20 protein-coding genes are annotated in these 21,967 nt (G+C 61.9%); 10 read left to right on the forward strand and 10 right to left on the reverse strand.

Features of this window, described 5'->3' with window-relative positions:
- Positions 1-537: TOBE domain-containing protein (locus CO660_RS01945; RefSeq protein ID WP_141504775.1), on the forward strand; the 537-nt coding region annotated here is incomplete at its 5' end.
- Between the two features lie 65 nt (positions 538-602).
- Here CO660_RS01945 and CO660_RS01950 read toward each other — a convergent pair.
- From CO660_RS01950 to CO660_RS01960, 3 genes are all read right to left on the reverse strand, one after another.
- Positions 603-2,849, reverse strand: a complete 2,247-nt coding sequence (locus tag CO660_RS01950) for a glycoside hydrolase family 2 TIM barrel-domain containing protein (RefSeq protein WP_097597141.1) — start codon at positions 2,847-2,849, stop codon at positions 603-605.
- Between the two features lie 199 nt (positions 2,850-3,048).
- Positions 3,049-4,047 (reverse strand): LacI family DNA-binding transcriptional regulator, encoded by a 999-nt coding sequence (locus tag CO660_RS01955; RefSeq protein WP_097597142.1) that lies wholly within the window; start codon positions 4,045-4,047, stop codon positions 3,049-3,051.
- 9 nt (positions 4,048-4,056) lie between these two features.
- On the reverse strand, positions 4,057-5,064 hold the full coding sequence (locus CO660_RS01960) for a Gfo/Idh/MocA family oxidoreductase (RefSeq protein WP_097597143.1): 1,008 nt from the start codon (positions 5,062-5,064) through the stop codon (positions 4,057-4,059).
- Positions 5,065-5,266: 202 nt separating this feature from the next.
- Between CO660_RS01960 and CO660_RS01965 the strand changes: the two genes are divergently transcribed.
- The 5 genes from CO660_RS01965 (at position 5,267) to CO660_RS01985 (ending at position 10,295) form a co-directional block, all read left to right on the forward strand.
- Positions 5,267-6,559 (forward strand): extracellular solute-binding protein, encoded by a 1,293-nt coding sequence (locus tag CO660_RS01965; protein WP_097597144.1) that lies wholly within the window; start codon positions 5,267-5,269, stop codon positions 6,557-6,559.
- An 80-nt stretch (positions 6,560-6,639) separates the two neighbouring features.
- Positions 6,640-7,527 (forward strand): sugar ABC transporter permease, encoded by an 888-nt coding sequence (locus CO660_RS01970; protein ID WP_097597145.1) that lies wholly within the window; start codon positions 6,640-6,642, stop codon positions 7,525-7,527.
- Between the two features lies 1 nt (position 7,528).
- Entirely contained in the window at positions 7,529-8,440 is a 912-nt protein-coding gene (locus CO660_RS01975; protein ID WP_097597146.1) for a carbohydrate ABC transporter permease, read from the forward strand.
- Between the two features lie 18 nt (positions 8,441-8,458).
- The gene (ugpC, locus tag CO660_RS01980) at positions 8,459-9,541 is read left to right on the forward strand and encodes a sn-glycerol-3-phosphate ABC transporter ATP-binding protein UgpC (protein ID WP_097597147.1); all 1,083 of its coding nucleotides are present in this window, start codon (positions 8,459-8,461) and stop codon (positions 9,539-9,541) included.
- Between the two features lie 16 nt (positions 9,542-9,557).
- Positions 9,558-10,295, forward strand: coding sequence for a ThuA domain-containing protein (locus CO660_RS01985; protein WP_097597148.1), 738 nt, complete (start codon positions 9,558-9,560; stop codon positions 10,293-10,295).
- Positions 10,296-10,335: 40 nt separating this feature from the next.
- Here the strand turns inward: CO660_RS01985 and CO660_RS01990 are convergent, their stop codons facing one another.
- The 3 genes from CO660_RS01990 to CO660_RS02000 all read right to left on the reverse strand — a co-directional run bounded on the left by CO660_RS01990 (position 10,336) and on the right by CO660_RS02000 (position 13,459).
- Positions 10,336-11,247 (reverse strand): SMP-30/gluconolactonase/LRE family protein, encoded by a 912-nt coding sequence (locus CO660_RS01990; protein ID WP_097597149.1) that lies wholly within the window; start codon positions 11,245-11,247, stop codon positions 10,336-10,338.
- 96 nt (positions 11,248-11,343) lie between these two features.
- Complete coding sequence (locus CO660_RS01995) at positions 11,344-12,165, reverse strand: SDR family oxidoreductase (RefSeq protein WP_097597150.1); 822 nt, start codon at positions 12,163-12,165, stop codon at positions 11,344-11,346.
- Positions 12,166-12,274: 109 nt separating this feature from the next.
- On the reverse strand, positions 12,275-13,459 hold the full coding sequence (locus CO660_RS02000; RefSeq protein ID WP_097597151.1) for a phytanoyl-CoA dioxygenase family protein: 1,185 nt from the start codon (positions 13,457-13,459) through the stop codon (positions 12,275-12,277).
- Between the two features lie 92 nt (positions 13,460-13,551).
- Between CO660_RS02000 and CO660_RS02005 the strand changes: the two genes are divergently transcribed.
- The gene (locus CO660_RS02005) at positions 13,552-14,577 is read left to right on the forward strand and encodes a LacI family DNA-binding transcriptional regulator (RefSeq protein ID WP_097597152.1); all 1,026 of its coding nucleotides are present in this window, start codon (positions 13,552-13,554) and stop codon (positions 14,575-14,577) included.
- A 64-nt stretch (positions 14,578-14,641) separates the two neighbouring features.
- Positions 14,642-15,859 (forward strand): adenylate/guanylate cyclase domain-containing protein, encoded by a 1,218-nt coding sequence (locus CO660_RS02010; protein WP_097597153.1) that lies wholly within the window; start codon positions 14,642-14,644, stop codon positions 15,857-15,859.
- A 20-nt stretch (positions 15,860-15,879) separates the two neighbouring features.
- On the opposite strand, the gene CO660_RS02015 is transcribed toward CO660_RS02010, so the two are convergent.
- The 4 genes from CO660_RS02015 to CO660_RS02030 form a co-directional block, all read right to left on the reverse strand.
- Entirely contained in the window at positions 15,880-16,659 is a 780-nt protein-coding gene (locus CO660_RS02015) for an SDR family NAD(P)-dependent oxidoreductase (RefSeq protein ID WP_097597154.1), read from the reverse strand.
- 76 nt (positions 16,660-16,735) lie between these two features.
- The gene (locus tag CO660_RS02020; protein ID WP_097597155.1) at positions 16,736-17,131 is read right to left on the reverse strand and encodes a DoxX family protein; all 396 of its coding nucleotides are present in this window, start codon (positions 17,129-17,131) and stop codon (positions 16,736-16,738) included.
- Between the two features lie 97 nt (positions 17,132-17,228).
- Complete coding sequence (gene dgoD / locus CO660_RS02025; RefSeq protein ID WP_085779567.1) at positions 17,229-18,377, reverse strand: galactonate dehydratase; 1,149 nt, start codon at positions 18,375-18,377, stop codon at positions 17,229-17,231.
- A gap of 64 nt (positions 18,378-18,441) precedes the next feature.
- A complete protein-coding gene (locus CO660_RS02030; RefSeq protein ID WP_176536212.1) occupies positions 18,442-19,203 on the reverse strand; it encodes a FadR/GntR family transcriptional regulator in 762 nt (253 codons plus the stop codon).
- Between the two features lie 202 nt (positions 19,204-19,405).
- Here CO660_RS02030 and CO660_RS02035 point away from each other — a divergent pair, with 202 nt between their 5' ends.
- Together CO660_RS02035 and araG are read left to right on the forward strand one after the other, a co-directional pair.
- Positions 19,406-20,389 (forward strand): arabinose ABC transporter substrate-binding protein, encoded by a 984-nt coding sequence (locus CO660_RS02035; RefSeq protein WP_097597157.1) that lies wholly within the window; start codon positions 19,406-19,408, stop codon positions 20,387-20,389.
- Between the two features lie 69 nt (positions 20,390-20,458).
- Positions 20,459-21,964: an L-arabinose ABC transporter ATP-binding protein AraG gene (gene araG / locus CO660_RS02040; RefSeq protein ID WP_097597428.1), complete on the forward strand. Its 1,506-nt coding sequence runs from the start codon at positions 20,459-20,461 to the stop codon at positions 21,962-21,964.
- The last annotated feature ends 3 nt before the right edge of the window (positions 21,965-21,967 follow it).

Genomic DNA, 21,967 nt, shown 5'->3' on the forward strand with positions numbered 1-21,967 from the left:
CAGATCGAGGCGATGACGCTCGCCACCCGCATCGCCGTGATGAAGGACGGCATCGTCCAGCAGTTCGGCACGCCGGCAGAGATCTACAACAATCCCGCCAACATGTTCGTCGCCGACTTCATGGGCTCACCGGCGATGAACCTGGTGAAGGCCTCGGTCGAGAACGGCGCCGGCGGCCTTGCGGTCTCGCTCGAGCGGCCGAACGCCGGCCCACTCAGACTTCCCGTCACGACAACCGCCAACGGCCTTTCCTCCTATGCCGGCCGGCAGGTGATCTTCGGCATCCGCCCCGAGGCGCTGACCGATCCCGATGGCGCCGACCGCAATGCCCGCTCGCTCACCGAAGGCGACTGCCTGATCGAGGTTGTCGAACCGGCCGGCTCCGACACCTTCGCCGTCACCAAGCTCGGCGGCAAGGAAGTCGTCGCGCGCCTGCGCGCCGATGCCGGCATCGCGCCCGGCCAGCACACACGCCTCGCCTTCAACCTCGACAAGGCTGTCTTCTTCGATCCGGAAACACAGGCGCGGATCGCATAAGGTGGAGCGCCGTGCGTCCGATAAGACGCGCCAAGGGCGCTCCATCTCGATTTTCGGGTTGTGCGTTAGGCGACGGCCGTTAGGTTGAGGGTCACCGGCGCGAAACGTGAGGAGACCGCTTCGACGGTGATTTCTCCCACCAGCCCCGTCGCCTCCAGCCAGAAGCCTGATGTGCCGCCCTGCAGCGGCACATTGGTTGGGCCGACGATCTTTGCGGGGCCATGCACCTTCAGCGAAATGCTGTCGTTCATGAACGGCAGGCGATTACCGCACTGATCGAGGGCACGGATGATGACACGCGTGCTGTCACGTTCGCGGGCTTTCAGCGTGCCGGCGTCGGCCACGATTTCCAGCGTCGTCGGCAAGGGATCGGCCGCCAGCCTCAGGCTGGCCACGGGCGTGCCGTTGATATAGCCGGTGAGGGTGCCGTCGATCCATTCGAGTCCCCAGGTGCCGAGCTCATCTGATGTGAAGTGCCGGTGGTCGAGCACAACAGGCGGATGCGGCAGGTGCGGGTAATTCTCCCGATCCGGACCGATACGTTTGCTGAGCCCGCCATATTGCAGTTCCACCTCGTCGCAATTGGTCAGGATGATCAGCGGCAGCACGCCGCCGATATTGCGCTCGCCGCGCGCCCAGAAGGTAACGGGCTTCATGACGATCTCTTCGGAAGGATCGCATTGGCTGATATAGGCATAGGCCGCGAATTTCGGTTCGCGGAACATGTCCATGACGCCGTGATAGCAAATGCGATCGCCGGAGCCGAAATCCTTGTGGGTATTGTAATCGAACATGCACCAGCCGATGGCGCCGGAAATATCCGGATCGCCGTAGGCGGCATTCAGCACTTCGAGGTGACGGCGCACATGCTCGGCCTGGCGCTGTTCCTGATCGTAGATCTTGGTTGGGTGCATATGGCCGTTGAACTCGGTGATGAGGTACGGCACCTTATGTGACAGCCCGGTATTTTCCTCCTGGGTGCGGAGCGCGGTGCGCGGGCGGTTGGAGCCCGGCAGTTCCTCGTTGCCGAGGATGAAGTCGTTCATCGTGTAGACGTCTTCGAGCAGCTCGCTTTCGGTGATGTAACGCACGCCGCCGGTCTGGCGGGTGCTGTCGAGCTCACGGGCCAAGCGGTTGGTCTCAACGTAGAAGTCGTGGCTATCCTGCGACTCGTTGATGCGCACGCCCCAGATGATGATCGAGGGATGGTTCCAGTCGCGCTCAATCATGCGGCGGACGTTCTCGATCGATTCCTTCTGCCAGTCGGCATCGCCGATATGCTGCCAGCCGGGGATTTCCTCGAAGACCAGGAGGCCAATTGTATCGCAACGGTCGAGGAACCATTTTGACTGCGGGTAATGCGAGGTGCGGACGATATTGCACTTCAGCACGCTCTTCATGATGTCGGCGTCGCGTTCCTGGGCGGAACGGCCGGCGGCGTAACCGACATAGGGGAATGCCTGATGGCGGTTGAGGCCGCGCAATTTCAGCGGCTTGCCATTGAGGCGGAAACCTTCGGGGGTGAATTCGGCGGTACGGAAGCCGAAACGGGTAGATAGACGGTCGGAGCCGTGCTCGGTCCTGATTTCGACGGAGATTTCGTAGAGCGCTGGATTGCCAATGTCCCAGAGCGCGATGCCGGTGAGGCCGCCGAAGGAAAGTCGGGTTTGCTCGCCGATCGTTTCGGTTGCGGCGGTGGCGATCACGGCGCCGTCGGCCTGCTTCAGCGTGGCGGTGACCGTTGCAGAGAAATTGCGGCCTTCGGGATTGGCAATATCGACGCGGACGGTCGCGGATTTCTCAGGGGCGAGAACGTCTGATGTTTCGATCTTGAGATTGCGGATCGAGACCGGGTCGGTGACCTTCAGCCAGACGTCGCGGTAGATGCCGGCATAGGTCAGGTAATCGATGCGGCCGCCGAAGGGTGGAATGGCAGGATTTTCGCTGCCGTCGATTTTCACGGTCACGAGGTTTTCGCCCTTGACCAGCCTGCCGGTAAGGCGGGCCTCGAAGGGAGTATAGCCGTCCTTGTGGGCGATGATCTCCTCGCCGTTCAGATAGACGACGCTATCCGCCATCGCGGCGTCGAAGATCAGCGAAACCTCGCGGCCCTCGAATTCCGGCAGCCAGCGCAGCACCTTCTGATAGGTGAAGGCGCGCTGATAGCTCTTTTCATCGAAATAGTTAAAGGGCAGTTCGACGGCGGTGTGGGGCAGGCTGACCGACTTGGCGGCATCGAAGTTTTCGAGCAGGCGCTGGCCGAAGCCCTCGTGGAAACTCCAGCCTTCATTGAAGGAAACGACGGAACGCATATCAGGCTCTCCCGGTCGTGGCATCAGGAGCCGTGCGGCGCCCTTCCGCGCGTGAGAATCGGGTCATCGGATATTCCTCCTTGATGCAATAAGGCGCAACGTTCAGGCGCTTCACGTCGAATCTATTCATGCGATGCGCTTTAGCTTTTTTCGGCGATGCCGTCATCCGGAACCGCCTCATCCGTCCCGATGGCGAGCATCAGGCAGTCGAGCCCCAGCGGGGGGTGCAGGTGAGCGTGATACTGTGCGGGCCTTCGATCCCGGCGTCGTGGCGTTCGATCAGTTCGACCACCGCATCGATGAAAGCGGTGTGGTCGAGGCTCAGCGTCGTGAGGTCGTTGCAATCCCACGCGGCCATGGCGATGCCATCCTGGCCAACGATGGCGATATCATCAGGCGTGATTTTGCCAAGCACGCGGCGCGCGGCATCGCGCGCGCCGATCGCCATGACGTCGTTGCCGCAGATGATGGCGCCGACCTTGTCTCGGTGCATCAGGAGCACGGCTTCCTTGAAGCCGGAATCATAGGAATAATCGCCGACGGCCTGCGCTTCGAAGGCAAGGCCGCGTTTGGCGAGCGCCTCGGCGAACCATCCGCGCCTCAGCTTGTCGATCCAGCTCGAATTGGTGCCGGAGAGATAGGCGAAGCGCTTCTTACCGTCCCGGACGATCTTGTCGATGATTTCGTCGGCGGCGTTGGAGCCGTCGATGCGGATGCTGGAGACGTTTTCGTTTTCGAGCGGCTCGAAGGAGACGATGATCGGTTTCGTCGTGTGGAAAATATCGACGGCATCCTGCATCGACACCATGTCGGAAAAGATGACGACGTGATCGACCTGATAGGTAGAGGCAAGCCGCATCAGCTGCAGCCGGTCGGAATGGTCGGCGCAGCAGAGGATGATCGGCAGCAACTGCCGCGCCTGCAGGCGGTGGACAAGAAGCTGCTGCTCCTCGGCCTCGCAGGGGTTGCCGATGGCGTTGACGACAAGGGCGACGAGACGCGATCGCTGATTGTTCAGCGAACGGGCGATGGCGTTGGGCTGATAGCCATATTCACGGGCGACGGCGAGAATGCGGTCGCGCGTCGCGCGACCGATGCGCGAATCCGGCGAGAAGGCACGGGAGATGGTGGCGGAGGAGACGCCGGCGAGTTTCGCCAGCTCTTTCGAGGTAATCCGCCGTTTGTTCGTTCCGCTCATCTTCGCCTGTCAGGCGGCGATCCTGACGGACGCGCCGCCGGCCGCTGCTGATTCCTTGATTGCATCCCACAGCCTAGCGAATCTAAGGCCCATTTCAACGGAGCCGGAGTTTTCCATTGTCCCCTCGCGAATGGCGAGGAAATTCTTCATGGGATTGCCGAGAATTTCGGCCTCCTCGCGCGGCTCGGCGGTGCGGCCGGCGCTGATCTCGCGCCAGCCGCCCCAGGCATCAATGCGCACGATCGCCTTCGAGTAAAAGAAGGTGATGTGGGAGGCGCAGTTGGGCGGGCCTTCGCCGGCGGCCGTCAGCGTCGCCAGCGCGCCGTTCTTCAACCGGGCGGAGACGGCGGTGGCGATGTCGACCTCTTTGCCGTGATTGTTCATGTAAGCCGAAACTCTGTCGAAGTCGGAATTGGCGAGCAGGCACACGGTGTTCATCATATGGGCGCCGGTGTCGAACATGAAGCCGCCGCCTGATATCTCCGGCTGTTGTTTCCAGTGGCCGGCGTAATTGGACGCCCAGCTTTCCCAGATCATGCCCGATATGGCGATCAACTCCCCGAATTCGCCGGCAAGCGCCCGCCGGCGCGTGTCGAGCACCAGCGGCGACAGCCCGCCCTGGAAGGCGGTGACGATGGTAACGCCGCTTTTTTTCTGCGCGGCGATCAGCCGCTCGGCCTCGGCGACGGTCGTCACCATCGGCTTCTCCAGGAAGAGGTCGAGGCCCGCCTCGGCGACGGCGGTCGCCTGTTCGGCATGGAAGGCGTGGGGGGTGGAGACATAGACAATGTCAAGTTCCTCTCTCATCTCGGTCAGCATCGTCCGGTAGTCCTGAAAGCTTCTCGGCTCGGGCGCGCCAGCCGCGAGACAGACATCGATCAGGCGCTGGCGCGACGTTGCCGTGGTGTCTGCCAGTGCTGCGAACTCGATCTCCGGCATCCGTGCCCAACTCGCGGCATATTCCGCCGCCTTCAACCCGGCGCCGATGACGCCGAGGCGCAATTTTTTCCCAGACATGAAAATTCCTCCCTGAAGTGTCGTGCACACGATTACACAAACTGATCGACAGAGGCAAGCCATGCATATCTGCGTTAAATCAATGGTTTAATGTTTCGATTCGAATCTTTTCAAAATCCACCTTGTCAGTGATTGGAATGCGTGTACATTTCGTGCGGCCGGTGCTGGAGGGCGCCGTGTGCCTAAAAAGGGAGGACTTCCGTTGAAGAAAAGGGTTCTTGGTGGCCTGTGCGCCATTCTGCTGAGCGCGGTTTCTACGCTGGCGCAGGCTGAAACAATCCGCATTGCAAATCATGGTCAGGCCGGCATCGACGCGATGAAGTCGACGGTCGAGCGGATCGAGAAGGAATATGGGGTCACCGTCGAGGTGGTCGAGTATCCGGCCCCCGACAAGGACTACCTGACCAAGCTGCTGACGGAGCTAGGGGCCGGCAATGCGCCCGACCTGTTCTCCATTCCGACGACGGCAGCCGTCGCCGACATGGTGGAGGCCGGCTATCTCGCGCCTGTTACCAAGGAGTTCAAGGCCTGGGAAGGCTACGCCGGCCTCTATGACGTCGCCAAGGCGCTTGCCGTCAGCCCGGATGGCGAAACCTATGTGATGCCTTTCATGCTCGGCATCCAGGAAATCTATTACCGCAAGGATGTTCTCGAGAAGGCCGGCATCTCCACCGAACAGCCGAAAACCTGGCGGGAGCTTCTCGACCGCGCCGCCGAAATCAAGCAGAAGACTGGCGCCTACGGCCTGCTCTTCCCGGCGGGCGTTTCCTGGGGAAGCGGCGCCTTCGACGAGGGCTTCCAGCACCTGCTGGTCGGCTCCAAGACACCGCAGCTTGCCGGTGCCGATGGCAAACTCGATCTCAATGGCGAGGGCATCAAGGATGTCTTCGGCGTCTACAAGGAACTGATCGACAAGGATCTGATGCCGACGCAGCCGCTGCTCGGACCCGAGCCCTGGGTCGTGCCGAAATACCAGATGTTCCCGGAAGGCAAGCTCGCCGCGACCACCTGCGGCTCCTGGTGCTACATTTTTGACTGGGGCCGTGAAAGCAAGAACCCGATCCCCGAGGTGACGAAGGTGGTCGGCACCTGGACGGTTCCCGGCCAGAGCAGCGGCCAGTACGTGCTCGCCAATCTCGCTGCGCCGTGGGCCGTGAATGCCAAATCGGCCAACACCGAGCTTGCGATCAAGGCGCTGACGGAGATCGGCTCCATCGAAACGCAGGTGTCCTATGCCGCCCGCATCGGCAACATTCCGGCTAGCAAGGACGCTGCGAAGAATGCTGACTTCCAGAAGCTGACGGAACTGGTTCCGATCCATGCGGCGGCCGAGAACGGCGTGTTCCTGAAGCAAGCGTCCGGATTCGGCACCGTGGCGGAAGGTGTCGCGCGCGCCACCGAAGCGCTGCTGCGCAAGGAAACCGACGCCGCCGGCGCCCAGAAGATCCTTGTCGACTACGTCAAGGAAACGCTCGGCGACGACATGGTCAAGTAAGGCTCGTCTCTCTGCCTTCTCCCGGGGCGCGGCGTCCATCGCCGCGTTTCGCGGTTCGTTCGATCAGTTTGTGAGCTTCTATGGCCCGAAACTCTCATGAAAATCGCGCCGAGCGGCAATGGCTGCTGATCCTGCTGCCTTCGCTCGTGCTGCTTCTGGCCTTCGTCATCTATCCGGCCATCTATTCCGTCTATCTGAGTTTCACCAACGAGGCGCTGACCGGCGCGGCGGCACTTCGGCCGCGTTTCGTCGGCTTCAGGAACTATGCCAGGCTTTTCAACGACGCGAAGTTCTGGAACGCGCTGTTCGTCACTTTCGTCTTCGTCATCGGGTCGGCCGTCATCGGGCAATTCGTGCTCGGCCTGATCGCGGCAATGGCGCTGCGCCGGCCGATCCGCTTCCGCAGGCTCTTCTCGTCGATCATCCTGCTGCCGAACGCAGCTCCTGAGGTTGTCGCCGGCTTCATGTGGATCTCGATGCTGGCGGGCGGCGACAACGCCACCCTCAGCCGGATCGTCAGCTTCTTCGGCGTCACTCCAGCCGACTGGCTGCAGGTCTTTCCGCTGTCGATGATCATCATCGTCAATACCTGGCGCGGCATCGCCACGGCGATGATCCTGCTGACGGCTGGCCTCAGCACCATTCCGGCCGAGATCTACGAGGCAGCGCGCATGGACGGGGCGACACCCTCGCAGATGTTCCGCCGCATCACGCTGCCGCTGATGATGCCGACGATCCTGCTTTACATGCTGATTTCGGCCGTTTCCACCATCGCCGTCTTCGGCCTCGTCTATGCGCTGACGCGCGGCGGGCCGGGCGGGGCGACCGAGGTCGTCAGCATCTATATCTACAACCAGTCCTTCACGGCGTTCCAGCTGGGATATGGCGCCGCGGTCGCCGTCGTCGCGCTGGTGATCTCGCTGATCCTCGGCATTGCCTATGTCCGGGCCATGAAGGTGGAGGTCTGACATGGCCGTCGTTTCCGCGAGCGAGAGCGCAAACAAGGTCCGTTCCGATCTCATTGCCTACGCGACCTTGTCGCTGATCTCGATCTTCTGCGCCGTGCCGTTCTTCTGGGTGCTGATTGCCTCGTTCGACGGCAATGCGCAGCTTTTTCTCCATTGGCCAGAGCAATGGACCTTCGCCAACTATGTCAGGGTCTTCACCAAGGAGGACGGAGCGAAGTGGTTGTTCAACTCGCTCTTCGTGGTCGGCAGCGCCACTTTGCTCGTCATGGTGCTTTCAGGGCTTGGCGGCTATGCGCTGTCGCGCACCAGGGCCTGGTGGAAGCTGCCTTTCCTCTACGCGATCCTGCTCATTCGGGTGTTGCCGCCGACGGCGCTCGTCGTGCCACTCTACAAGTTCCTGCTGACGCTGAACAATGCCGAGGCGGCGGTGCTACGGCCGATCTTCGGCAGCTATGCCCGCGACATCATGCGCTGGACCGGCTTCATCGACGGTTATCTCGGGCTGATCCTGGTGCTCGCGACGATGCAATTGCCGCTGGCGCTCTGGATCATGAAGACCTTCTTCGACGGGCTGCCCAGGGATTACGAAGAGGCGGCGCTGATGGACGGGGCGACGCTCATTCAGCGCATCCGCCGGGTGCTGATCCCGCTGGCGCTGCCGGGATTGGCGGCCGCAGGGCTCTTCGCCTTCATGTCGGCCTGGGGCGATTTCCTGCTACCGCTGATCTTCCTGTCGTCGCCGGAGCTGCAGACGCTGCCGCTCGGTCTCTTCCGCGCCTTCCTGCGCATCAATGAGATCGACTACGGCCTGCTGACGGCGCTCGGCTTCATCTACCTGCTGCCTGCCGTCGTCGCCTTCGGCTTTGCGCGGCGCTTCCTCGTCCAGACGTTCTCGGGCGGCGTGAAGGGCTGAGATCAGAAAGAGAAACCGATGATCAATCTCAGAAACATTCGCAAATCCTACGGCGCGCTCGAGGTCATTAAAGGCGTCGACATCACGGTGGAAGACGGGCAATTCGCCGTTTTCGTCGGTCCGTCCGGATGTGGCAAGTCGACGCTGCTGCGCGTGATCGCCGGCCTTGAAGGCATCGACGATGGCGACCTCGTCCTCAACGGCAAGCGCATCAACGACGTGCCGCCGGACAAGCGCGGGATCGCCATGGTATTCCAGTCCTATGCGCTCTATCCGCATATGAGCGTCGCCGAAAACATCGGTTTCTCGCTCAGCCTCAAAAAGGTGCCGGAGGCCGAGATACGCCGGCAGGTTGAGGGGGTGGCTGAGATCCTACAGCTCACCGACTATCTCGACCGCCGCCCGGCTGCCCTTTCCGGCGGCCAGCGCCAGCGCGTGGCGATCGGCCGGGCCATCATCAAGAAGCCGGCGCTGATCCTGTTCGACGAGCCGCTGTCGAACCTCGATTCCGCACTCAGGGTGCAGATGCGCGCCGAGCTGCAGCGCTTGCATCGCGAGCTGAAGGCGACCGTCGTCTACGTCACCCACGATCAGGTGGAGGCGATGACGATGGCCGACCGTATCGTGGTGCTGAACAAGGGTGTCGTCGCCCAGCAGGGCGCGCCGATGGCGCTCTATCATCAGCCGGATAACGAGTTCGTGGCGACCTTCATCGGTTCGCCGAAGATGAATGTGCTGCCGATGACGGCGACGCGCCGGGATGCCGGCAAGGTACATCTGGAAAGCCCGCTCGGCCTCGCGATCGATCTCTCGGATGCGAACGGTTCTGTGCCGCAGGGCGAAGCCAAGCTCGGCATCCGGCCCGAACACCTGAAACTCGCGTCAAATGGGCAGGGCGATTTCTCTGCCGAGGTCGTCATCGTCGAGCGGCTTGGTGTGGAAACCTATCTGACTGTTGGTTCGCAGCAGCAGCCGATCGTCGTGCGGGCCGAGGGCGACATGACGATCCGCCCCGGCGACCGTGTCTCGCTCACAGTCGAGCGCGCGGCCTGCCATCTGTTTGATTCCACCGGTCGGGTCGTCCGTCCGGCCATAGCCTGAAACATCGAGGAATGACATGACGATCAAGGTCACGATCTGGAACGAAGGACGCCACGAGCAGCTTCACAAGGAGGTCCAGGATATCTATCCGGATCGCATCGACGGCGCGATCGCCGCCGGCATCGCCCATCCGGACTTCGCAATCCGCCGCGGCACGCTCGATGATCCTGAAGAAGGACTGTCGGACTCGGTGCTCAACGATACCGACGTGCTGCTCTGGTGGGGGCATATGGCGCATGAGGAGGTCAGCGACGGGCTGATCGAGCGTGTGCAGCAGCGCGTGCTAAAGGGCATGGGCCTGCTGGTGCTGCATTCCGGCCACCATTCGAAGCTCTTCCGCCGGCTGATGGGCACCAATGCCAACCTTTCCTGGCGCGAGACGCCGGACGGCGATCTGGAACGCGTCTGGGTGGTCAATCCCTCGCATCCGATCGCCGAGGGCCTGCCGCCCTATTTCGAGGTCAATGCCTCGGAAATGTACGGCGAACCCTTCGACATCCCTCAGCCGGACGAGCTGGTGTTCGTATCCTGGTATTCGGGCGGCGAGGTGTTCCGCAGCGGCTGCACCTTCCAGCGCGGGCGGGGCCGAATCTTCTTCTTCAGCCCCGGCCACGAGACCTACCCGATCTATCACGACAAGACCGTTCACAAGGTGATCTCGAACGGCATTCGCTGGGCGCAGCAGAAACACACCGACGGCCGGATCCTGGAGAACTGGCACCGGGCCGAGCCGCTGCATGACCGGCCGCGGTGAAGGCCTAACGCCGCCCGACAGTTCGGCGGCGCGCCGATCCTTACGGATATTGTGCGCCGGTTGTCTTGGTATAGATCGAATAGACCGAGCGCGTCGCGGTGATGAAGAGACGGTTCTTCTTCGGACCGCCGAAGGTGAGATTGGACACCGTCTGCGGCACCAGGATCTTGCCGAGCAAGGTGCCGTCAGGCGAAAAGCAGTGGACGCCGTCGGACGCACTCGTCCACAGATTGCCGCCGACATCGAAGCGAAAGCCGTCGGGATTGCCGGCATCGAGGCTGCAGAAATAGCGGCTGTTTTCGAGCCTTCTGCCATCGATGACGTCGAAAACTCTTATGTGGCGCGGCACTTCCTGTTTGGCCGAGCCGGAATCGGCAATGTAGAGCTTCGTCTCGTCGGGCGAAAAGGCAAGGCCGTTCGGCTGGATGAAATCCTCCACGACCGCCTCTATCGCGCCGCTTGCCGGGTCGATGCGGTAGACGTTGCGGGTCGGCTGCTCAGGTTTGGCCTTGTGACCCTCGTAGTCCGAGAGAATGCCGTAGGTCGGGTCGGTGAACCAGATCCCGCCGTCTGAGTGGACGACTACGTCGTTCGGCGAGTTCAATCTCTTGCCCTTGTAGCTGTCGGCGAGAACGGTGATGCTGCCGTCCATTTCCGTGCGGGTGACCCGGCGGCCGCCATGTTCGCAGGAGATGAGCCGGCCCTGCCGGTCGCGGGTATTGCCGTTGACGTAATTGGAAGGCGAGCGGAAGACGGAGACCGTGCCATCCGGTGTCCAGCGCATCATGCGTTCGTTCGGGATATCGCTCCAGAGCAGGCAGTTCAGGTCGGAGAACCAGACCGGGCCCTCGGTCCAGCGGCAGCCGGAATAAAGCTCGTCGAGCGCGGCGCTGCCGATGACCATGGCAGCGAAACGCTCATCGCGAATGTCGTAAAGCGGATTGTCGGTCACGCCACTTCCTCCCTGAATGCGGTTGTCCTTCTCCTAGCGACAAATCCTGCCAGGTGCCAGAGCCCGGCGACGGGAATCCCGGGCTCTGGCTCTGTCTCAGAGGGTCGCGACCGGATGCGGCGAGCCGTCATAGGCGCCCCAGACCGACTGGTCGAAGCAGATGACCGAGCCGGTCATCAGGCCGGATTCCGATGATGACAGGTAGGCACAGGCGCGCGCCACCTCGTGCGGATCGACGAGACGGCCGAAGGGCTGGTTTGCGGCCGCCTTCTCCAGCCAGTCAGCAGGTGCATGGTGATACTCCCGTTGGATGCGGTCTTCGCCTTCGGATGCCATCCAGCCGATATTGAGGCCATTGACGCGGATGCGGTTGCGCAGCAGCGCATAGGCGGTGTTCTTCGTTAACGTTTCCAGTGCGCCCTTGGAAGCGCAATATGCGGCGATGAAAGGCTGGCCTGCTTTGGCCGACATCGAGCCGATATTGACGATCGTTCCCTCGGTGCTTTCGCGGCGCATGATCTTCACTGTTTCCTGCATCAGGAAGAATGGCGCGCGGACGTTGACGGCGAACATGGCGTCGAAGAGCTCGGGGCTGGTGTCGAGGATAGTGCCGCGATCGGTGATGGCGGCGGCATTGACCAAGGCGTCGACGCGGCCGAAGGTCTCGTCGCATGCCCGGACGACACTCCTCGCGTCCTCGACCTGACCGAGGTCGGCTTTGACATAGACGACCTTGGTGCGGGTGGCGGCCGAAATCTCCGCGGCCTTCGCCTTGCCCTTGGCCTCGTTGCGGCCGCAGATGACGATGCCTTCCGCGCCGCGTTCGGCGAAGAGACGGGCAATGGTGGCACCCAAACCTTGCGTACCGCCGGTGACGATGGCGATCTTGCCGTCGAGACGGCCATGATCTGTGCTCATGTGATTCCTCCTTAGTGGTAATGTGGAATGCCTCCCGCAGTTGCGGGAGGCATTTGGATCGGTGCCGCCTCATTCTCCCCCACCGGATGAGGGGGCTCCAGCCTTCGGGTCAGCTCAGTTTCTTCCGCGCCTGCTCGGCAAGTGCGGCCTTAAAGGCTTCGTCGCTCCAGCCCTCCCGCAATGCCTCATGCATCAGCTGCGCCTGCGTCTTCGGCGCCAGCCCGCCGAGCGGCGGGTCGCGGTCGAGATTGGTGGGGAAGGAATAGCCTTCGGCGCAGGCGGCGACGGCATTGGCGATTTCGTCGGACGAGAGCCGGTCTTGCAATGCCTTCAGGGCGGGGAAGAGCGTGGCGCTCATCCTCTCGCGATTGACGGTCTCCATGGCCCGTCCAAAGGCGGAGGAGACCTGCAGGAGGTTGGCGACACGCTTTATGTCGGCCGAACGGTTGGTGCCAGCGGCGTGAAAGAGGGCGGGATTGAAGAAGACGACGTCGCCTTTTTCGAGCGGCAGCTGGACGTGGTTGGCCTCGAAGTAATCCCGGAACTCCTGGCGCTTCAGCGCCAGATAACCCGGTACATAGGTCTGGCTGTGCGGCAGGAAGAGCGTCGGACCGCTTTCGAGCGGCATGTCGCAGTGCGCGACCGCGCCCTGCAGCGTCAGAACAGGCGAGAGCCGGTGAACATGCGCCGGAAACTGCTCGATAATCTTCGATGACTGGAAGCCGAGATGATAGTCGCGATGGGCCGACTGCGCCGCACCGCCCGGATTGACGCGGTTGACCTGCGCCGTCATCTGATAGCTCGGCCCGAGCCAGGCTTCGCTTGCGAGCGCGATAACGGCGTTGCCGTAATATTCGGCGAAATTTTCCGGATCGGCGAGGCAGTGTTTTTCCAGCGAATTCCAGATGCGATCGTTGGCGCCGGGCTTGGCGAAATGATCGCCGCCGCCCGTCGAGGTGCGGTGCTGTTCCTCGATGATGGCGTCGAAAATCGCGCTGGCGCGGTCGATGATGCCGGTGTCTTGATAAGCATGTTTGAAAACGACGACGCCTGGGCCTTCGCCGAAGGCTTCGCAGATTTCGGCCAGCACGAGGCGTTTGCCTTCGCCGGTTGCCGCCGCCGTTACCTTGCGGCTGTCATAGATCAGCACGTTCTTCTCGACGGCTGAAGCTGTGGGGTAATCGGCAAGCGCGGTAGTCTTTTCCGCAAGGCGGCGAAAATCGTCGAGATCGCAGGCATCTTCGCTGAGCCAGACTCGGTCGGCGCGCAGTTTCTGCTGATTGTCGGTCTTCATGATGGCTCCTCCTCTTTCGATGAAGGCACTATACGCTGCGATACCGGGTGATGTAGATCAGAAATCCATCAAAAAACCATCAAGCGGATTCTATGGCCCATCCCTTTCTCGTCAAGGACATCGCCTTCCAGGCGGGACTGAGCACCGCCACCGTCGACCGGGTGCTGAACGGCCGGCCGGGTGTGCGTCAGCAGACGGCAATGCGGGTGAGGGCGGCGATCGCCGAGCTGGAAAAACAGCAGGCCGGCGCGATGGGCAGTGGGCGAACGCTGGCGATCGATATCGTCATGGAGACGCCGCAGCGGTTCAGCGATGCAGTGCGCGCCGCTTTCGAGGCCGAGATGGCGGCCTTCCTGCCCGGCGTTTTCCGATGCCGTTTCCATTTTGCCGAGGTGGTGAAGCCGGCCGAACTGGTGCAGATTCTCGATCGTATCCGGCTGCGCGGCACGCATGGCATCGTACTCAAGGCGCCTGACGTTGCCGAGGTGGCCGCGGCCGTCGCGCGGGCGGATGCGGCCGGCATTCCGGTGGTGACGCTGGTGACCGATCTGCCGAATTCGTCCCGCATCGCTTACGCCGGCGCCGACAACCGGGCTGCGGGAGAGACCGCCGCCTATCTGATCGGCGAATTCCTCGGAACTGCCGGCGGCAAGGTGCTGGTGACGCTGTCGAGCGGGCGGTTCCGCGGCGAGGAGGAGCGCGAAATCGGCTTTCGCCGCGTCATCCGCGCCCATTATCCCGCAATCGGCATTGCCGAAATCAGCGAAGGGCACGGCACCGATACCGCCACGGGAACGCTTGCGGCGGCAGCACTTGCGGCTGATCCAGCCATCAATGCCGTCTATTCGATCGGCGGCGGCAATCGCGCGGTGCTGGCGGCCTTCGATGCGGCAAAGCGTCCCGTCCGCGTCTTCGTCGCCCACGATCTCGATGCCGATAACCGCGCCCTGCTTGCCGCAGGCCGTATCGGCTTCGTGCTGCATCACGATCTCAGAACCGATGCCCGCTCGGCCTTCAGGGCAATCATGAGGCGGGCACAAGCACCGGGGCGGGCCGTTCCAGCGTCACTTTCTTCCGTCGAAATCGTCACGCCCTATAATATGCCCACGCCCGGTTGAGCCAATTGACTTCCTTCCACGGTGAGTTCGGGCTACAGCTTCGGAACGGACAAAGGTGAGCGGCATGGATTACAGCGACGTCAGCACGATTGCGGCCTGGGTTACGGAGCAGGGACTGAAGGGCGCTTCGGAAGCGGAGCTCATGACCGGCTTCTGCGCGGCCTGCCGCGATGCCGGCCTGCCGCTCGACCGCGGCATGGCGCTAATGGACACGCTGCACCCCGTGCATGAGGGCAGGGCCTTCCGCTGGGACAGCGTGGAAGAGATCGAAACCGAATTCGAGTATGGCCCGACGGGCTCGGGCGAAGCGGCTGCGACCTGGCAGCGCTCGGCCTTCTATTATCTTTGGTCGGGCAACGAGCGGGAGGTCCGCCGACGCATCGGCTTCGGCGATCCGATCGATTTCACCATGCTCGACAAGATCGCCGAAGCGGGCAACACCGACTTCGTAGCAATGATGCATCGTTTCAGCGAAGCCGGCACGATCGGTGAGATGGATTGCTTCTTTTCGCATTTCGCAACCAAGCATCCCGAGGGCTTCTCGGAGCACGATCTCGCCATTCTGCGCAAGCTCGTGCCGGTCCTCGGACTGGCGATCAAGTGCATTGCGCTCGGGCGCATCGCCCGCACCATCGCGGAAGTCTATCTCGGTGAGGATGCGGCGCGCCAGGTGATGGAAGGCAAGATCAGCCGCGGTAAATCGGAGCGGATCTCGGCGGCGTTGTGGTTTTCCGATCTGTTGAACTACACCAAGATTTCCGATCGCGTGCCGCCGGAGGAAATCATTCCGCTGCTCAACGATTACAGCGAGATAGCCATCTCGGCGATCCATGAGGCGGGCGGCAATGTGCTGAAGCTGATCGGCGATGGTGTGCTCGCCATCTTCAAGGGCGAAGTGCCGGCCGAGACCTGCCGTGCGGCGCTGAGGGCGGAATCGCTGCTGCGGGAAAAGCTCGCCACGCTGAATGCGGCGCGCGCTACCGACGGCCGGGCGACAACCGACGTCTATATCGGTCTGCATATCGGCGATGTGTTCTACGGCAACATCGGCAGCCAGGACCGGCTGGACTTCACTGTCATCGGCCCTGCCGTCAACGAAGTCAGCCGGATCGCCTCCATGTGCCGTTCGGTCGACCTCAACCTGCTGATTTCCTCCGATTTCGCCGCGGCCATACCGGCGGAAGAGCGCGCCGCGCTGGCATGCGTCGGACGTTATGCGTTGCGCGGGGTGCAGCGTGCCCAAGAACTCTATACGCTTGACAGCGCCCGGCTGAACGCCTGACGTTCGCGACTGTTCAAGGATTACCGCAACAGGCCCTGGCCGCCGTCGATCCAGATCGGTGTGCCGGTGATGTGCCGGGCACGATCGGAGGCGAGGAAGAGTATGGTTTCGGCAACATCCTCGCTTTTGCCCGCCTTTCCGCCGGCAATCGGGATATCGCCTTCCGGCCAGATGACCGGTACCTCGGTCTCTTCGCGACGGCGACTGTCGGTATTGGCGCTGATGTTGGTTTCGATCTCGCCGGGGCAGACGGCATTGACGCGGATGCCGTGCCGGCCGAGTTCCAGGGCGAGTTGCTGCACCATGGCGACCTGGCCGGCTTTGGTTGTGGTGTAGGCGGTGGCGCCCGGCGTCGTGAATGTGCGGGTGCCATTGATCGAGGAGACGACGACGATCGAACCGCCGCGCTGCTTCAGATGCGGAACCGTCAGATGCAAGGTCAGATAGGTGCCGCGTAGATTGACGGCGATCGTCTTATCCCATTCTTCCGGCTTCAGATCGTCGATCGGAGCCCAAACGCCGTTGATCCCTGCATTGGCGATGACGATGTCGAGGCCGCCGAAGCTGTCCGTCAGCTTCTTCACAGCGGTCCGCATTTGAGCTTCGTCGCTGGTATCGGCCGTCAAGGCGATAGACTGACCGCCGGCGGCTTTGATCTCGGCGCAGGTTTTTTCGACTTCGTCGGCGGTGCGGCTCAGTGCTGCAATTCTTGCTCCCTCGGCAGCAAGCCTTAACGCAGCCGCTTTGCCGATACCGGATCCGGCACCCGTCACCAGTGCGATCTTTCCCTCAAGCTCCATGGTTGGCCTCCTTGACCTTCTGCCGATAGGCAATGTTCGACACGACCGTTGGTTCCCGGCAGCAGCGGACGCAGGGCTATCTCAGGAGCGCTTGCCGCAAGGCCCATTTTTCCGGCCCATGGACGGCGGCGAAGAGCAGGCCGGCGAGGAAGGTGAAGTGATCGACGAAGAAGCCGAATTCGGCCTGGTTCTGCTGCCAATGGGACGGTCCGTGGAAGGCGAAGGCAAGGAAGATCACGTAGATGCCTGCCAGCAGGCTCGCCTCGGTGAAAAAGGCACCTGATATGAAGGCAAGGGCCAAGGCGATCTCGAAGAAGGCTGCGACCCAGGTGAGGAAGGTCGCTATCGGAAAGCCGGCGGCAGCGATATAGCCCGCCGTGGCGCCGATATCAGCGAACTTGAAGCCTGCTGCCATGAAGAAAATGAAACTGAAGATGATGCGGGCGACGATGACTGCAATTGCTCTGGCCATTCCGAAATCTCCTCTTTGAGTTTCCATTATGACGGATGAGGCGCCCAATCTCCGACAGGGCGATTAAAAAAGGGCCGCTTGCGTGACCCTTCCACTCTCACCACTCGGCAAAGCTCCCGTCGGCGTGCCGCCAGATCGGGTTGCGCCAGCGATGGCCCTCCTTGGCGCGCTCGATGACATAGGCCTCGTCGACTTCGATGCCGAGGCCCGGCCCCTGCGGGATGGAAACGAACCCATCGGCATATTGGAACACCTCCTTGTTGGAGATGTAGTCGAGGATATCGTTGCCGGTATTGTAATGAATGCCGAGGCTCTGTTCCTGGATGAAGGCATTGTAGCTGACCGCATCGACTTGAAGACAGGCAGCGAGCGCGATCGGGCCAAGCGGGCAATGCGGCGCCAGCGCGACGTCATACGCTTCGGCCATCGCCGCGATCTTGCGGCATTCGGTGATGCCGCCGGCGTGGGAAAGATCCGGCTGGATAATGTCGACATAGCCGTCGGAAAGGACTTGCTTGAAATCCCAGCGCGAATAGAGCCGCTCACCAAGCGCGATCGGTGTCGAGGTATGATTGACGATATCGCGCAGCGCTTCCTTGTTTTCGGACAGCACCGGTTCCTCGATGAACATCAGCTTGTAGGGCTCGAGCTCCTTGGCGAGAATCTTTGCCATCGGTTTGTGGACGCGGCCGTGGAAATCGACGCCGATGCCGATATGCGGGCCGATCGCCTCGCGGATGGCGGCGATGGTCTCGACCGCCCTTTCCACTTTCTCGTTGGTATCGACGATCTGCATTTCCTCGCAGCCGTTGAGCTTGATCGCCTTGAAGCCCCTGGCGACCACGTCTTTGGCGTTGTTGGCAACGTCGGAAGGACGGTCGCCGCCGATCCAGGAGTAAACCTTGATGCGGTCGCGCAGCTGGCCGCCGAGCAGAGAATGGATCGGCTGGCCCAGCGCCTTGCCCTTGATGTCCCAGAGCGCCTGGTCGATGCCCGAGATCGCGCTCATATGGGCCGCGCCGCCGCGATAGAAGCCGCCGCGATACATCACCGTCCAGTGGTCCTCGATCAGGAAGGGATCCTTGCCGATCAGGTAATCTTCCAGCTCATGGACGGCGGCCTCGACGGTCAGCGCGCGGCCCTCGACGACCGGTTCGCCCCAGCCGACGATGCCCTCATCGGTCTCGATCTTCAGAAACAGCCACCGCGGCGGAACGATATAGGTGGTGAGTTTGGTGATCTTCATCTTAGGTCTCAATCTTTTCTCGGATTTGCGATGGGACAGCGTGTCCACGGCCCCTCGTGATCGATCATTTCGTCCTGCCGATCGCCTTCTCGGCGGCAGCAAGGTCGCGGACCGCAAGGTCGAGCATGCGATTTGCGCATTCCCTCGCGCCTGTTTTGTCGCGCATACGCAACGCCTCAACTAGCTCGCCGTGAACGAGCACCGCATCCTCGCGATTCTCGACGCCGATGTTGGAAGCGTGCAGCGCGTATTTCAGGGCGGCGTGGATGGCGCTCGACAGACGGCGGAACACCTGGTTGTGGCTGGCGGTGAGCAGCACCGTATGAAACATCACGTCGGCGTCGGTGAAGCTTTCCGGATCGCCTGCGCTGTCGCGCATCTGCCGCCAGGCCCTGTCGAGATCGGCGATCTCCTGGGCGCTGGCACGTTCGGCGGCATATTCGGCGGCGGCCGGTTCGATGGTGCGGCGCGCTTCGAGAATGCAGCCGAGCAGGTCGAAGTCCCTGATGTAAGGTCCCATCCAGTCGAGCACTTCGGCGTCCAGGATGTTCCATTCATCCCGGTCGCAAACGGTCGTCCCGACCCGCGGCTTGCCGCGGACGAGCCCCTTGGATTCAAGGACTTTCAACGATTCGCGGATCACGGTGCGGCTGACTCCGTAGAGTTCGCAGAGGTCGTTCTCGCGGGGCAACGGCGAGCCCGAGGGATAGCGATCCGCGCAGATGTCCTGAGCGATCGCCGCCGTGACGTTGCGGCGTACGCGGGGCCGGCGTTCGCTACCGGAGCTTTCCGTTCGGCCCTGTTCCTCGGTCGATTCCAACTTCACCTCTCCGCAATCTCTCCCAGGCAGCAACCGAACCTGATTATCCGAATTCGGTCCGCTTTGCGACGGGTCCATCGGGCTCCCATGAGTGCCCTATTATTCCAATCATCATACATTGGCAATTGACTGGTATGATGATTTAACATAATTCGGTGGATGCTGCCTGGGAGGCAGCTGCTCGATTTCAGAGTTTAGGGAGAGAGACATGCGCTTGTTCAAAGCAGCCATCCTGGCTGGCACTTTCGCCATTCTGGCGGCCGGCTCGGCATTTTCCGCAGACGTCAAGATCGGTTTCATCGTCAAGCAGCCAGAAGAGCCGTGGTTTCAGGACGAATGGAAATTCGCCGACCAGGCGGCCAAGGAAAAGGGCTTCACCGTCGTCAAGATCGGCGCCGAAGACGGCGAGAAGGTTCAATCGGCGATCGATAACCTCGGCGCGCAGGGCGCTCAGGGCTTCATCATCTGCACGCCTGACGTGAAACTCGGTCCCGGCATCGTCGCCAAGGCCGAAGCCAACCAGCTGAAACTGATGACGGTCGACGACCGTCTCGTCAGCGCCGACGGCAAGCCGCTGGAAGAGGTGCCGCATATGGGTATCTCGGCCACCAAGATCGGCGAAACCGTTGGCCAGGCGATCGTGGATGAAATCAAGAAGCGCGGCTGGGACATGAAGAATGTCGGCGCGATCCGGGTCTCCTACGATCAACTTCCGACCGCCGTCGACCGCGTCGAGGGTGCGATCTCGGTACTGAAATCCGCCGGTTTCCCGGCTGAGAACATCTATGATGCGCCGCAGGCGAAGACGGATACCGAGGCAGCGCTCAACGCCGCGACCACCGTTCTCAACAAGCATGCCGACGTCAAATATTGGGTCGCTTTCGGCCTCAACGACGAAGCCGTTCTCGGCGCCGTTCGCGCTTCGGAATCGGTTGGCATTCCGGCGACAAACGTTATTGGCGTCGGCATCGGCGGTGCAGAATCGGCGATCAACGAGTTCAAGAAGCCGGCAGCGACGGGCTTCTTCGGAACAGTCATCATCTCGCCGAAACGTCACGGCTATGAGACGGCGCTGAACATGTACGACTGGATCGCCAACGGTAAAGAGCCGGAAAAGCTGACGCTGACGTCAGGTTCGCTGGCGCTACGCGGCGATTACGAGAAGGTCCGCAAGGAACTCGGCATCGATTGATCATCGCTCAAGATGAGACGTCTCCGGCGGCGGCGTAAGCGTGCCGCCGGAACCTTCGGTGGGGTGATGATGGCTTTTCTCGAATTCAAACATATCTCCAAGGGCTATCCTGGCGTGCAGGCACTGTCGGACGTCTCGTTTGCCGTCGCGAAGGGCGCCGTCCACGGCCTGATGGGCGAGAACGGCGCGGGCAAATCGACGCTGATCCGCGTGCTGTCGGGCGATCAGGCCGCCGACACCGGCAATATTCTCATCGACGGCGAGGAACAGAAATATGCCTCGGTTCGCGACGCCTTCCACGCCGGCGTCATCGTCATCCATCAGGAACTGCAGCTCGTTCCGGAGCTGACGGTGGCTGAAAATCTCTGGCTCGGGCGTTTTCCTGCTAAGGGCGGGGTGATCCAGGCCAAAACCCTGATCGAGACGGTGCGGTCGAAGCTCGATGAAATCGACATCGATGTCGATCCGGCGGCCAAGGTCGCTTCACTTTCGATCGGCGCGCGGCAGATGGTCGAGATCGCAAAGGCCGTCATGCTCGAGGCGCGGGTGATCGCGCTCGATGAGCCGACCTCCTCGCTCTCCTCGCGCGAAAGCGAAATCCTGTTTTCACTGATCGAAAGATTGAAAGCGAAGGGAGCGGTCATCCTCTATGTTTCGCACCGTCTCGACGAAATCTTCCGGCTTTGCGACAGCCTGACGGTGCTGCGCGACGGCAAGCTTGCTGCCCATCATCCTGAGATCGCCGCCACGACACGTGAGCAGATCATCTCGGAGATGGTCGGCCGCGAGATCAGTGATATCTGGGGTTGGCGCGAGCGTCCGCTCGGCGACATCCGACTGGAGGTCACGGGCCTCTCGGGGGCCAAGCTTCGCCATCCCATCAGCTTTTCAGTTCGCCGAGGGGAGATCCTCGGCTTTTTCGGCCTGATCGGCGCCGGCCGCAGCGAGATGGCGCGGCTGCTCTACGGCGCCGATGCGAGGCATCAGGGCCAGGTGACGATCGATAGCGTCGCCGTTTCGCCGAACGATCCGAAAGCGGCGATCGACGCCGGCATGGTGCTTTGCCCGGAGGATCGTAAATCCGACGGCATCGTTCAGGGGCGGTCGATCGAGGAGAATATTGCGATCTCGTCGCGCCGGCATTTCTCTCCCTTCGGGGTTCTGAACCCGAAGAAGGAGGCGGCGCTGGCCGATCAGTTCATCGCCCGGCTGCGGGTGCGCACGCCATCGCGCAAGCAGGACATCATCAATCTTTCGGGCGGCAACCAGCAGAAGGTCATTCTGGGCAGGTGGCTTTCCGAACAGGGCATCAAGGTTCTGGTGATCGATGAGCCAACGCGCGGCATCGATGTCGGGGCGAAGTCGGAAATCTATGAAATCCTTTATGAGCTGGCGGCCGACGGCATGGCGATCGTGGTGATCTCAAGCGAGCTGCCCGAGGTCATGGGAATCTCCGATCGCATCATGGTGATGTGTCAGGGCAGGGTGGCGGCCAATGTCGCCCGCCCGGATTTCGACGAGCGCGGCATCCTGACGGCGGCACTCCCCGACAAGAATGCCGCAGGCATCATGTAAGAC

Source organism: Rhizobium sp. L9 (genome assembly GCF_002531885.1).
GTDB lineage: Bacteria > Pseudomonadota > Alphaproteobacteria > Rhizobiales > Rhizobiaceae > Rhizobium.

Bases quoted from the DNA above. Each gene is read 5' to 3' on its own strand.
- CO660_RS02000 (WP_097597151.1), bottom strand. From the start codon at position 13,459: ATGAAGACCGACAATCAGCAGAAACTGCGCGCCGACCGAGTCTGGCTC.
- CO660_RS02005 (WP_097597152.1), top strand. From the start codon at position 13,552: ATGGCCCATCCCTTTCTCGTCAAGGACATCGCCTTCCAGGCGGGACTG.
- dgoD (WP_085779567.1), bottom strand. From the start codon at position 18,377: ATGAAGATCACCAAACTCACCACCTATATCGTTCCGCCGCGGTGGCTG.
- CO660_RS01985 (WP_097597148.1), top strand. From the start codon at position 9,558: ATGACGATCAAGGTCACGATCTGGAACGAAGGACGCCACGAGCAGCTT.
- CO660_RS01960 (WP_097597143.1), bottom strand. From the start codon at position 5,064: ATGTCTGGGAAAAAATTGCGCCTCGGCGTCATCGGCGCCGGGTTGAAG.
- ugpC (WP_097597147.1), top strand. From the start codon at position 8,459: ATGATCAATCTCAGAAACATTCGCAAATCCTACGGCGCGCTCGAGGTC.
- CO660_RS01995 (WP_097597150.1), bottom strand. From the start codon at position 12,165: ATGAGCACAGATCATGGCCGTCTCGACGGCAAGATCGCCATCGTCACC.
- CO660_RS01950 (WP_097597141.1), bottom strand. From the start codon at position 2,849: ATGCGTTCCGTCGTTTCCTTCAATGAAGGCTGGAGTTTCCACGAGGGC.
- CO660_RS01970 (WP_097597145.1), top strand. From the start codon at position 6,640: ATGGCCCGAAACTCTCATGAAAATCGCGCCGAGCGGCAATGGCTGCTG.
- CO660_RS02015 (WP_097597154.1), bottom strand. From the start codon at position 16,659: ATGGAGCTTGAGGGAAAGATCGCACTGGTGACGGGTGCCGGATCCGGT.
- CO660_RS01955 (WP_097597142.1), bottom strand. From the start codon at position 4,047: ATGAGCGGAACGAACAAACGGCGGATTACCTCGAAAGAGCTGGCGAAA.
- CO660_RS02010 (WP_097597153.1), top strand. From the start codon at position 14,642: ATGGATTACAGCGACGTCAGCACGATTGCGGCCTGGGTTACGGAGCAG.
- araG (WP_097597428.1), top strand. From the start codon at position 20,459: ATGGCTTTTCTCGAATTCAAACATATCTCCAAGGGCTATCCTGGCGTG.
- CO660_RS02020 (WP_097597155.1), bottom strand. From the start codon at position 17,131: ATGGCCAGAGCAATTGCAGTCATCGTCGCCCGCATCATCTTCAGTTTC.
- CO660_RS02035 (WP_097597157.1), top strand. From the start codon at position 19,406: ATGCGCTTGTTCAAAGCAGCCATCCTGGCTGGCACTTTCGCCATTCTG.
- CO660_RS01975 (WP_097597146.1), top strand. From the start codon at position 7,529: ATGGCCGTCGTTTCCGCGAGCGAGAGCGCAAACAAGGTCCGTTCCGAT.